The organism is Photobacterium profundum (genome assembly GCF_003026285.1).
GTDB classification, from domain to species: domain Bacteria; phylum Pseudomonadota; class Gammaproteobacteria; order Enterobacterales; family Vibrionaceae; genus Photobacterium; species Photobacterium profundum.
Map to the genome: position 1 here is coordinate 745,534 of NZ_PYOD01000001.1, position 12,222 is coordinate 757,755.

Annotated in this window: 9 protein-coding genes; 4 read left to right on the plus strand and 5 right to left on the minus strand. The window is 40.8% G+C overall.

Features of this window, described 5'->3' with window-relative positions; genetic code table 11:
• Nucleotides 1–177 precede the first annotated feature (177 nt).
• Together C9J48_RS03240 and asnB are read left to right on the plus strand one after the other, a co-directional pair.
• Complete coding sequence (locus tag C9J48_RS03240) at nucleotides 178–1,764, plus strand: cation:proton antiporter domain-containing protein (RefSeq protein WP_006231093.1); 1,587 nt, start codon at nucleotides 178–180, stop codon at nucleotides 1,762–1,764.
• A 311-nt stretch (nucleotides 1,765–2,075) separates the two neighbouring features.
• Nucleotides 2,076–3,743 (plus strand): asparagine synthase B, encoded by a 1,668-nt coding sequence (gene asnB, locus C9J48_RS03245; protein WP_006231092.1) that lies wholly within the window; start codon nucleotides 2,076–2,078, stop codon nucleotides 3,741–3,743.
• A gap of 141 nt (nucleotides 3,744–3,884) precedes the next feature.
• Here asnB and C9J48_RS03250 read toward each other — a convergent pair whose 3' ends face one another.
• The 4 genes from C9J48_RS03250 to htpG form a co-directional block, all read right to left on the minus strand.
• Nucleotides 3,885–5,189: an inosine/guanosine kinase gene (locus C9J48_RS03250; RefSeq protein ID WP_006231091.1), complete on the minus strand. Its 1,305-nt coding sequence runs from the start codon at nucleotides 5,187–5,189 to the stop codon at nucleotides 3,885–3,887.
• 121 nt (nucleotides 5,190–5,310) lie between these two features.
• Nucleotides 5,311–6,279 carry a ferrochelatase gene (hemH, locus tag C9J48_RS03255; RefSeq protein ID WP_036803485.1) on the minus strand — a complete coding sequence of 323 codons (969 nt, stop codon included), beginning with the start codon at nucleotides 6,277–6,279 and terminating at the stop codon, nucleotides 5,311–5,313.
• A 249-nt stretch (nucleotides 6,280–6,528) separates the two neighbouring features.
• Nucleotides 6,529–7,173, minus strand: coding sequence for an adenylate kinase (gene adk / locus C9J48_RS03260; RefSeq protein ID WP_006231089.1), 645 nt, complete (start codon nucleotides 7,171–7,173; stop codon nucleotides 6,529–6,531).
• Between the two features lie 257 nt (nucleotides 7,174–7,430).
• Nucleotides 7,431–9,335, minus strand: a complete 1,905-nt coding sequence (gene htpG, locus C9J48_RS03265) for a molecular chaperone HtpG (RefSeq protein ID WP_006231088.1) — start codon at nucleotides 9,333–9,335, stop codon at nucleotides 7,431–7,433.
• 191 nt (nucleotides 9,336–9,526) lie between these two features.
• Between htpG and C9J48_RS03270 the strand changes: the two genes are divergently transcribed.
• Nucleotides 9,527–10,402 carry a winged helix-turn-helix domain-containing protein gene (locus C9J48_RS03270; protein WP_006231087.1) on the plus strand — a complete coding sequence of 292 codons (876 nt, stop codon included), beginning with the start codon at nucleotides 9,527–9,529 and terminating at the stop codon, nucleotides 10,400–10,402.
• Nucleotides 10,393–10,941, plus strand: a complete 549-nt coding sequence (locus C9J48_RS03275; protein ID WP_006231086.1) for a regulatory protein ToxS — start codon at nucleotides 10,393–10,395, stop codon at nucleotides 10,939–10,941. Before C9J48_RS03270 ends, C9J48_RS03275 begins: the two co-directional genes overlap by 10 nt.
• Before the next feature lie 160 nt (nucleotides 10,942–11,101).
• Here C9J48_RS03275 and C9J48_RS03280 read toward each other — a convergent pair whose 3' ends face one another.
• Nucleotides 11,102–12,157: a porin gene (locus tag C9J48_RS03280; protein WP_006231085.1), complete on the minus strand. Its 1,056-nt coding sequence runs from the start codon at nucleotides 12,155–12,157 to the stop codon at nucleotides 11,102–11,104.
• Nucleotides 12,158–12,222 lie beyond the last annotated feature (65 nt).

Genomic DNA, 12,222 nt, shown 5'->3' on the forward strand with positions numbered 1-12,222 from the left:
GTAACAATTTATTTTTAAGGGGGAGTGTCAGACAGACATTCCCCCTTATGCTATATTACGCGCAAAACATCAGCTGAAGCTTAAATATTATATCGATGATACTAATGGGCACTCAAAAAGCACCGTTAGAACTATATTATATTTTAAGCTCTAAATTAAAGGATTGTCACTCCGGCTATGGAACTCGTTTTCGTTATTGCCGCATTTCTTGCAGGCTTCATTGCCTTGAGGTGCAAACTTCCTCCCTTAGTGGGCTTTTTATTGGCGGGCTTTGCCCTTAATAGTGCTGGCTTTCATTCAACCGAAACGCTTACAGTATTAGCTGATCTTGGTGTAACACTTTTATTGTTCACCATTGGTTTGAAACTTGATGTAAAAACGCTACTAGCCAAAGAAATTTGGGGAGGGGCAACACTTCATAATTTACTGTCTACAGCATTATTTACGTTGGCGTTACTGGGTTTTAAACAGCTAGGCATTGGCATGCTGGCTGACTTAGAACTAATGCAACTCGCACTGCTGGCTTTTGCGCTCTCGTTTTCAAGTACGGTATTTGCGATAAAAGCATTACAAGAAAAAGGAGAGCTCAACGCAACATACGGTACTCTCGCCATTGGTATCCTCATTATGCAGGATATTTTTGCCGTTCTTTTCCTCACTTTTTCAACCGGTAAAATACCCGAAATTACAGCACTAGGTTTATTTGCCCTTCCTTTATTGCGACCACTTATGTTCAAAGTTTTGGATAAAGCTGGGCACGGTGAAATGCTCGTACTTTATGCTATTTTCCTTGCATTAGTTGCAGGCGCGGGTTTATTTGAATTAGTCGGCATGAAAGCCGATCTTGGTGCACTAATTCTTGGCATGATGCTAGCCGCTCACCCTAAAGCATCAGAAATGTCGAAAACCCTCTTTAATTTAAAAGAGTTATTACTCGTCTGCTTCTTCCTCAATATAGGCTTAGCAGAACAACCAACGTTTGATGGCTTTTTAATGGCAATTCTATTACTACTGCTATTACCGATTAAAGGATTACTTTATTACGTTATCTTCAACTTTAGTCGCTATCGTGTTCGTACATCTTTATTGGGTACACTCACGTTATTTAACTACAGTGAATTTGGACTTATTGTGAGTGGCATGGCATACAAGCTAGGCTGGTTACCAGGCAACTTCCTTGTCGCCATCGCCATTGCTGTATCGTTATCATTCTTAATTGCAGCACCACTCAACAGTATGGGACATCGACTTTATACAGAGGCATCAAAATGGCTCAAAGAATATGCCCCTGAAAAGCTCAACGCAAATGATCAGCTCATTGATCTAGGTGATGCAAAAATACTCATTTTAGGTATGGGTCGTATTGGCACTGGTGCCTACGATGAGCTTGTTATCCGTTATGGAAAGCAAGTCATTGGTGTTGAAAACCGTGAAGATTCAGCACTGAATCATCGCAATGAAGGACGTAATGTCATTCATGGTGACGCCACTGACCCCGACTTTTGGGCAAGAGTCATCGCTAATCACCGTATTAAATTAATTTTATTGGCAATGCCACATAGCCAAGCAAATACCTTTGCTTTAGAACAGGTTAACTTGCGTAGTTTCGATGGGAAAGTGGCAGCTATTGCTAAATATAATGACGATGAAGAACTGCTTCATGAGCTAGGCGTAGATGCCGCTTTTAATATCTACAACGAAGCAGGAAGTGGTTTTGCTCGCCATGTATGTGAGCACTTAGAACCAAAGATTAAACCTATTTAACCTCAACTCGGGATAAGAAAGCCCCATAAACAAATCAACGGCAGCTTCGGCTGCCGTTTGTTTTTTCGTACGAAAAAACGACCACAATTAGATTTAATTCGGAAAAAATCAATTTAACTGAATGATATTCACTACAGGCTATTTTCTTTAACTGAACGAATGTTTTTTATTGCATTTACTTACAGAATACGCAATTTTAACAATCAGAAAGGGAAAAGATGAAAGCCGTCTATAAATCTAACTAGACGCTGGAATCTTAACCCGAAAGAATTTAGGGATAGAATTAAAACCGTTTGGTTGGAGTGGAAAGTATGTGTTCAGTATTTGGTATCTTAGACATTAAAAGTGATCCATCAACATTGCGTGCGACTGCACTAGAAATGTCAAAAAAGATGCGTCACCGTGGTCCTGATTGGTCAGGTATCTATTCATCGGATAAAGCAATTCTTGTGCATGAACGCCTAGCAATTGTGGATTTGAATAGCGGCGAGCAGCCACTTTACAACCAAGATAAAACACATGTTTTAGCGGTTAATGGTGAGATTTATAACCACAAGGAATTAAGTGCAGAATTTGCACCAGACTACCCTTTCCAAACCGAATCTGATTGTGAAATCATTTTAGCTCTATATAAAGAGAAAGGGCCTGAACTGCTTGATTACCTAAACGGTATCTTTGGCTTTATTCTTTATGATGCGGTTGAAGATGCGTATTTAATCGGACGTGACCATATTGGTATTATCCCGCTATACCAAGGTTATGACGAACATGGTAACTATTATATTGCGTCTGAAATGAAAGCACTTGTACCAATCTGTAAAACCATCAGTGAATTCCCTCCTGGAAGCTTTCTATGGAGCAAGAAAGGGGAACCAACACGTTACTACAAACGTGACTGGATGGAATTTGAGACGGTTGCTGATGCACCAACAGACAAAGTGGCGCTAAAAGATGCACTAGAAAGTGCAGTTAAACGCCAATTAATGACAGATGTACCTTATGGTGTACTACTTTCTGGCGGATTAGATTCATCGATTATTTCAGCTATCACCAAGAAATTTGCTGCTCGTCGTATTGAAGATGATGAGAAATCGCAAGCTTGGTGGCCAACATTGCACTCTTTTGCTGTCGGCCTAGAAAATGCGCCAGACCTTAAAGCTGCAAAAGTTGTCGCAGATAGTATTGGCACTGTTCACCACGAGCTGACTTACACGATTCAAGAAGGTATCGATGCAATTCGTGACGTGATTTACCACATTGAAACATACGATGTAACAACAATTCGTGCATCGACACCTATGTATTTAATGTCACGAAAAATCCGTGCAATGGGCATTAAAATGGTACTTTCTGGTGAGGGCGCCGACGAAGTATTCGGTGGCTACTTATACTTCCACAAAGCACCTAACAAGCGTGAATTCCATGAAGAAACAGTACGTAAGCTACTAGCGTTGAACATGTTTGACTGTGCTCGAGCAAACAAATCGATGGCGGCTTGGGGCATTGAAGCACGTGTACCTTTCTTAGATAAAGAATTCTTAGAAGTTGCAATGCGCATTAACCCAGAAGATAAGATGTGTGGCAACGGTAAGATGGAAAAGCATATCCTACGTGAGTGTTTTGAAGATCACCTACCAGAATCAGTTGCATGGCGCCAAAAAGAACAGTTTTCTGATGGTGTAGGCTATAGCTGGATTGATAGTCTAAAAGAAGTCGCTGAAGCTAAAGTCACTGAGCAACAACTAGAGACAGCGAGCTTCCGATTCCCGTACAACACGCCAACAACCAAAGAAGGCTATATGTACCGTGAAATCTTTGAAGAGCTATTTCCACTAGAAAGCGCTGCCAAGTGTGTTCCTGGTGGCCCGTCAATCGCATGCTCAAGCGCTAAAGCTATAGAGTGGGATGAGAGTTTCAAGAACAGTGCAGATCCTTCAGGACGCGCTATTGCAGCCGTTCACAACGAAGCTTATAAATAAAAGCATATAGAGAGGCGAGTTTACACTCTCCCCTCTTCTTTGTTCAAATTAGCGCAGATATAAAATAAAAAAACCGCCATCTTCGGCGGTTTTTTTATTCTCGAAACTCGGTTCTAGAAACTCATAACTCTATACTGAAACTTAACGCTCCCAGTATGCTTCTTCCAGACTATCTTCACGCTCAGGCAAGCCACGAGAAAGACGCGGAGAGTGCTGTGCAAGCACTTCGTAGCTCACTCGGTTTGCATATAAACATACCTGTGAGAATGAAGAATACGTTAGGAAGCTCTGCTGATGCTTACTTGAATTCGGCACATTCTCTTTGTGGTAATGATTGGCAGACATATCATGCAGCAGTGCTGATAGTGCGCCATCACCCGCGCCATTGGTATTCTTAATACGCTCTGGGCCACCCATGTAAGGTGCAATGTGCGAATACGCTTTAATTGGCGTTTCACATTCTGTTTTCAGCATTGGGCGGCTAAATTCATAACGGTTAAATTCAGCAATTTCACCCGGTAACAATGGTAAGCTAGTTTCACGCTTCGCAGTATCTTCTGTGTAGCCTGCAGTATAAAGACCAACAGGACCCGCGGTACATAAAACAAGATCAACCCATTCCAGAGTCTTATCTGAAGCAACTAATGGATCTGACTCTCCAGTAAGTGCTTCAGCTTCATCTTCGTTCATCGCAACAACAGTCACATGCTCACGAAGAAAGTCACGCCACCATTGTGGATCATCTTCGATAACAAACTTTGTACCCAGCGTAAGTACAACAGGTACATCATATTTCTTGGCAAATTCGATCGCTCGCATCGTTGCTTCTGGCATTGGGTCACCATCTTTACAACGAACAAGGTAAGCCGTTAGCACAAGTGCTGCAGCTGTTTCGAAAATAGACTCAGGAATATTATCAGGATGCAGTTGGTTCATGCGTCCTTCATTTATGGCGAAAGTACGTTCACCATCTTTAGACATTAGCGCAAAACAACGGCCAATAGGACCCACTACAGGTTGAAGGAAGTTCATATCCATACGGCTAGAGGTATTACAAAGATAACGGTATGCATAGCTACCAATTTCAATATCTTTGCTCATAACACCTAATAGCACTGATTTATCATCAGCCAATACAGAGTAGTTGTGTAATGTATTGCCAATCGTGCCACCCGCAAATTCATGCGTAATGAGATTATTGTCTTTTAATTCACGGTATAGCTCTTCTGCTTTTTCATCAGTGATGACAAGCGAGTGCCCTTTACTTAGCTCATAGCGTTCCAGGAATTCGTCATCAACATACGCTTCAATATCAACCAAAGTCTGATCAATACCGACCACATGAGTACGAGTTAAACGCTTTTCTTGTTTCGTTTGACTTAAAAGCGGATCACGAGCATGTACTGGAAAGTAATGCTTTGATTTTCGTTGGCCTGGAAATTTCATGTAAATGGGCTGTCTGTTGTGAGATTTTTGTGGATTCTATCACACAATATAGTACAAAAAATACTGAGCTCTCACAGTTTTTAAGAGCTCAATAAAGATATCTCAACGACGCAAACCTTTGCTACCAACCCTGAGTGTGCTGAATAACCAAATTTTCCATCATGCGAATATGTGCTTCGTTATCGTTTAAACATGGAATCAAATTAAAAACTTCGCCCCCAGCGTTTATAAAGGTTTCTTTGCATTGCTCTGCAATTTCTTCCAATGTCTCTAAACAATCAACAGAAAAAGCAGGACACATAACGTCTAACCGTTTAACGCCTTTTTTAGCCAATGCTTCAATAGTCGCTTCAGTATATGGCTGCAACCATTCTTCACGACCGAAAATTGATTGGTAACTCATACTCATATTTTCACGAGGCATTGCCAGCTTTTCAGCCAGTTTTTCGGTTGTAGTATGACAATGCTTAGGGTACGGATCACCGTTATCTGCATAACGTTTGGGAATACCATGATAAGAACACAGTAAATAATCTGGCTTACCGTTTTCAGCCCAGAACTCTGAAGCAGATAGTGCTAACGCATCAATATAATCAGGGTGATCAAAGTAATGATTAATAAAACGTAACTCTGGAATATAAGGCTGTTGTTTTAGCTCTTTTGCAATACGATCAAAAACAGCAGCTGTGGTTGTACCCGAATATTGAGGGTACAAAGGCAATACCACCACGTTGTCGCAGCCTTGCTGCTTTAATTCGGCTAAACCCGTTGAAATGCTTGGCGTACCATACGTCATACCGAGTGCCACTGGCACATTTAGCTGTTTTTCTAGCGCTTGTCGCTGACGCAGAGAATACACCATTAACGGAGAACCCTCTTCCATCCATACTGACTGATAAAGCTTGGCTACTTTAGGCGAGCGAATGGGTAAAATAACACCATGTAAAATAGGGCACCAAAGCCAACGGGTCATATCAACAACACGCTTATCATGCAGGAATTCAGCTAAGAAACGCTTGATTGCCGCCGACGATGCTTCATCGGGCGTGCCTAAATTGACTAATAAGACGCCATAGTTATTATTTTTCATTGCCACCCACTGCACATTCATCAAAATCAAGAATAAGTCTATCTTATCATTAAGCGACGAATTCAAGCTTTATAAACCAAAGAAAATATAACGTTTGATATTGCCTTTTCAATTACTGAATCAACGATATATATACCATTATTCCTAAATCACCTAGATCAACGCCCTGATCTGCTAAAATAAGGACATAAAAAAAGCGAGTAACCTAAAGGTTTACTCGCTTTTTCTTACTGGTAATAAAACCAATAATTATGCTAGTGCTTTTTCTAACTCAGCGCTAACTTCTGCAACCGCTTTAGTACCGTCAAACTTCAGGTACTGTGTGTTGCCAGCTTCTGCTTCTTTACCGTAGTAAGCAATCAATGGTGCTGTTTGGTTATGGTATACACCTAAACGAGCACGCACTGTCTCTTCTTTGTCATCTTCGCGGATAACAAGATCTTCGCCAGTTACGTCATCTTTGCCTTCAACCTTTGGTGGGTTGTAAACACTGTGATAAGTACGACCTGATGCAAGGTGAGCACGACGACCCGCCATACGCTCAACAATTACACTGTCAGCAACATCGAACTCAATTACGTAATCAACAACAACGCCCACTTCTTTCAAGCCATCAGCCTGAGGAATTGTGCGAGGGAAGCCGTCAAGTAAAAAACCTTTTGCACAATCGTCTTGGGCAATACGCTCTTTAACCAGACCAAGGATGATATCATCAGACACCAACTGACCAGCGTCAATAACTGACTTCGCTTGTTTACCTAGCTCAGTACCCGCTTTGATCGCTGCGCGTAACATGTCACCAGTAGAAATTTGTGGAATGCCAAACTTCTCCATGATGAATTGTGCCTGTGTACCTTTACCTGCACCTGGAGCGCCCAGAAGAATGATGCGCATCTTGATCCCCTTTAAAAAATAAACTGTAGTTTTACAAAGTTATCGTTTTTAAAACCTGTAATTTAAATAACGCTAAAAAACATCGGATTTAAAAAGGGTAACTTTGAAGACATGGAAAATACACTGAATAGCCCCTACTCGCAAGCCTAGAGCCCGTCTTGCCTGCGATTACATGCGTTATCAGAATACAATTTGATACAAAAACGAAAACAAACAATGCCTGATACTAAGATAATCAGTATCAGGCATAAAAGCGATTAGGCCTTAATCAAAAGCTTGTTCACCGCAGCAACATACTGTGATGGGTCTTCTAATGAACCACGCTCAGCTAACATCGCTTGGCCAAGTAACAGCTCAACCCAACGACCGAATGTTTCTTCATCCGCTTCGTTCGCCATTTGCTTCACTAAACCATGCTCTGGGTTAATCTCGAAAATGTACTGCACTTCAGGTGCATCATGACCAGCAGCAGCAAGTAATTTTGCCATCTGTGTGCCCATCTCATTTTCGTCGGTTACAACAACTGCTGGCGTATCATGTAGCTTGAACGTTGTGCGCACGTCTTTAACACGAGCACCAAGGTAACCTTTTGCACGTTCAACAACTGATTTGAATTCTTCTTCTGCTTCTTTTTGCTTTTCTTTATCTTCTTCGTTTTCAAACTTAGAAAGATCAAGATCTGCTTTGGTAATTGCTTGGAACTGCTTACCGTCGAATTCAGGTAATTGGCTCATCAACCATTCATCAATACGATCGTGCATTAAAATAACCTCTAAACCTTTCGCGCGAAATTGCTCAAGGTGAGGGCTATTCTTTGCAGCAGTAAAGCTGTCAGCCGTTAAGAAATAAATTTTCTCTTGATCTTCTTTCATACGTGATACGTAATCAGCTAAAGATACTGTTTGATCAGCTGTATCGTTCTCTGTAGAACTAAAGCGAAGTAAATTAGCAATTTTTTCTCGATTCGAGAAATCTTCAGCAGGGCCTTCTTTTAGCACTTGACCAAATTCAGTCCAAAAAGTCTGATATTTTTCTGCATCGTTCTTTGCCATACGATCCAACATGCTAAGTGCACGCTTCGTACATGCTTTACGTAGCGCTTGAGTAACCTTGTTATCTTGCAAGATTTCACGAGAAACGTTTAGCGGTAAATCATTTGAATCAATCAGACCACGCATGAAACGTAGGTAGCTTGGCATAAACTGCTGAGCATCATCCATGATAAACACACGCTGAACGTATAGCTTAAGACCATGCTTGCTATCGCGATTGTTCATGTCCCACGGGGCTGCAGATGGAACATACAACAAGCTTGTGTAATCTTGCGTACCTTCTACACGGTTGTGGCTCCACGTTAATGGCTCAGCAAAGTCATGAGAAACATGGTTGTAGAATTCTTTATATTCCTCTTCTGTTACTTCTGATTTATTACGTGTCCATAAGGCTTGAGCTTTATTTATTTGCTCCCACTTACTGCCTGTCGGTTTTCCTTCATCATCGTTTTCAGTCACTAAGATATGAACAGGAATGCCAATATGATCAGAATACTTACCGATGATGTCACGTAAACGGTGCTCGTTTAAGAATTCAGTTTCATCATCACGCAAATGCAGAATAATATCCGTACCGCGTGTTGTTTTATTGATATCTTCAACGGTGTAGTCGCCTTCACCTTCAGATGTCCAACTTACACCTTTATCTGCAGTTTCACCCGCAGCTCGTGTGTTAACCGTTACTGATTTAGCCACGATAAAAGAAGAATAAAAACCAACACCAAACTGACCAATTAATTGCGAATCTTTTGATTCATCGTTGGTCAATTTAGAAAAGAAGTCTTTTGTACCTGATTTTGCAATCGTACCTAGATGTTCAATAACATCATCACGATTCATACCAATGCCATTATCGCTAACGGTTAGCGTGCCCGCTTCTGCATTGAATGATAATTTCACACCGATATCGGCATCATTTTCAAATAAATCAGGTTGAGACAAAGCACGGAAGCGAAGCTTATCTGCAGCATCCGACGCATTAGAAATCAACTCACGCAAAAAAATCTCTTTATTCGAATATAAAGAATGAATCATCAAATGAAGTAATTGTTTGACTTCAGACTGAAAGCCACGCGTTTCCTTGTTGATATGTGTACCTTGTTCGCTCATCGAGTACTCCGAAACAGTTAGTTTACGTAATTCATTAGATATATATGGTCAAATAATGTATTTTCAACCTAAAATGGACCTTTTCATATTCTTTAGGTTTTTTCAGTACGTGTTTTTATTTTTTTATATTCAGACTGTGTTCAGTACAAATATGATATATAGACGCACAAACTATATATCCGGGGCAAAAAATGCTTAAAATTTCCACCAAATATTTGATCGGGCAACGATTCCTTTTTGACCCTTACGATAATAGCCTGATCGATCAACATGAAAGTGATGAGTTAACACGCTTAGGTAGCAATGAAAGCCGAGCCCTAGGTTTACTAATTGAAGACCCTGGCGCCATCATTACTCGTAACCGCTTACATGATTATGTATGGCGTGAGCAGGGTTTTGAAGTTGATGATTCAAGCTTAACTCAAGCAATTTCAACGCTGCGTAAAGCATTAAAAGATTCGACAAAGTCACCAGATTTTATAAAAACGGTACCTAAACGCGGTTATCAAATGATCGCTCCTGTTGAAGAATACAGCAGTGAGGCTAGCAATACAGAACATACTGTAGCAGAGACACCTGATAGTCCAGACTCTGCCGATGAGAACAACCATCACCAAGATGGCGTTCGCCACAGCGCAACTGCAATAGCACACGTTAGTCATTCATCAGGCAAGGCGACTGTTACTACTGCTGCTGTGCCAGCACAGAAAAACATGGTATTAGGCTGGGGCGCTCTAGTGCTCGCATGTCTATTACCCCTACTGGTTAACCTTAGTTTTCCACCTAAATCAGAAGCGTTTGCACCACTACTAACTGTAGATGGCATAACCGTATCAACGACAAAGATTCATCCTGTTCTTAGTGATTGGAAACCGATGATTTCAGAGTGCGTAACAACCTATTTAGAAAGCCATCAAGATAAAATTCGCCCAGTTGATATCATTGTAACTGGGGGTCAAAACAACTCAATTTGGTTGAATTATATTCACGACACATCAGTGCCAAATGAAAATGTAACGCTTCGCCTGCTAACAAGCCAAGAGGATAATTCGAAGCTATGCCAATAAAAAATAAATCGCCCCAAATGCCCTCTTTTGTCAAACGCTTTTGGCCATTTATGGTCTTACTCATATCGGGAATCTTTAGCACTTGGCTTTATTATTCAAGTGACTTTAAGTTAGAACAATTGCTGATGTCTCGTGAATGGCAATCGACCACAGTGAGCCGTATTGAAGAAACGCAATTTGATACACTGGGTATGCTACGTCGCGTAGAGCAAACGAGCCATGTTGTGTATTTACCCAATAAAACATATTCGCGCATTACACTAATGAAATTATTCAGTAATGAAGAATCACCATTAACATTACACATTTCTGAGTCTGGTAACTGGGATATTAGTGGTGGGTATTTATTGACAGAACCTGACGAATTTAAAGATATTACCTCAGGGAAAAATGAAGACTTTCAAAAGCAGCACCTTACTATTGTGAAAAAGATTTTCCGTATGGATGCTCAACAAAGCCGTCGTATTGATATTATCGATCAAAAATCAATGTTGCTAACAAGCTTAACTTACGGTTCAAATATTTTGTATTCACTGTAAGAATAACGACAATTGTAAAATGATATAAAGACTGCTTTTTTTCTAAAACCACATCCAACTTGATGTGGTTTTTTTATACATAGATTTCGCTGGTGAATAAAAAAAGGAGCTATAAGGCTCCTTTTATAGGCTAGTTCAAATTAATTATCGATGGGCTAAATTAGAAATAAACGCGCATACCGATAGTAAATGCACTGTCATCTTGGAATGTATTGCCATTTGATGACTGCTTATCGTAGCTCATATCTGCATATTCTGCATAAGATACTACACTATCGTTCAACCAATAATCAGCACCGATCGTGTACTGGTCAAGTTTATTGTTGTCTGTATCGTAATCAACATAATCATAGATACCGTATAGACCTAAGCCCATAGGCAGGTCGTAACGTGCCATTGCACCAACACCTGTCTGCTTATCGCCTGCGAAATCATAATCAGAGTACATTGCAGCTAAAGATAATGCATCGATATCGTACGTTGCGTTTAACGTCCATGATGTATCATCATCACCGCCGTACTTAACATCAGTCTTAGTACGTTCAGAGTATGTGTAAGTACCCGATAGCCCTAGACCAAAATCAGATGCCCATGCCACACCACCAGCAAATGCTTGATCAATTTCTACTTCATTTTTCAGGTTAATCCCATCATATTCTTGGCCAGTATGGTATTGCGCCATAAACGTTAGACCAAGATCAGACATGTCGTATTTGTACTGAATACCATTGGTTAGGCGATCTGTTGCTGACCAATCATTCTTGATATTTGCAGTACCAGCATATTCCCAAGAAATATCGTACTGGCCTGCTAGTGTATCTTGTACCGCAGACATACGACCGATACGAACTTCACCGAAGTTACCACCTAACGCAACTGAACCAAACTTCAAGAAGACACTGTCACCAAAGTTATCACCATCACCACTTTCAGGAATAATATTTACTTCTGTTAGCACATCACCGTTTACGTACATATCGTTAGCTAGGAAGTACGTCATACCTAAGCCAATTTCTGTACCTTCACCGGTAAACGTACTGTCTGCTCCCATCACGTTGTTATCTGTCGTTTCGTAACGAGCACGTAGGTTACCGTATACATTTACTGCAAGTTCATCGCCACTATATACCTCTGCCGCTATCGCAGATGTACTTACTATAACTGAAGCACTCGCCACTACTGAACCAATTACGGCTGCTACAACTGTCTTTTTCATGTTAGCTCCTAATTGCCAGCGTATTTATAATTAGCCTTACTTGGCCAGATACACTTGACTATGTT

Excerpts from the sequence above, each read along its gene's own strand:
- C9J48_RS03240 (WP_006231093.1), top strand. The coding sequence starts at position 178 with ATGGAACTCGTTTTCGTTATTGCCGCATTTCTTGCAGGCTTCATTGCC.
- asnB (WP_006231092.1), top strand. The coding sequence starts at position 2,076 with ATGTGTTCAGTATTTGGTATCTTAGACATTAAAAGTGATCCATCAACA.
- C9J48_RS03250 (WP_006231091.1), bottom strand. The coding sequence starts at position 5,189 with ATGAAATTTCCAGGCCAACGAAAATCAAAGCATTACTTTCCAGTACAT.
- hemH (WP_036803485.1), bottom strand. The coding sequence starts at position 6,279 with ATGAAAAATAATAACTATGGCGTCTTATTAGTCAATTTAGGCACGCCC.
- adk (WP_006231089.1), bottom strand. The coding sequence starts at position 7,173 with ATGCGCATCATTCTTCTGGGCGCTCCAGGTGCAGGTAAAGGTACACAG.
- htpG (WP_006231088.1), bottom strand. The coding sequence starts at position 9,335 with ATGAGCGAACAAGGTACACATATCAACAAGGAAACGCGTGGCTTTCAG.
- C9J48_RS03270 (WP_006231087.1), top strand. The coding sequence starts at position 9,527 with ATGCTTAAAATTTCCACCAAATATTTGATCGGGCAACGATTCCTTTTT.
- C9J48_RS03275 (WP_006231086.1), top strand. The coding sequence starts at position 10,393 with ATGCCAATAAAAAATAAATCGCCCCAAATGCCCTCTTTTGTCAAACGC.
- C9J48_RS03280 (WP_006231085.1), bottom strand. The coding sequence starts at position 12,157 with ATGAAAAAGACAGTTGTAGCAGCCGTAATTGGTTCAGTAGTGGCGAGT.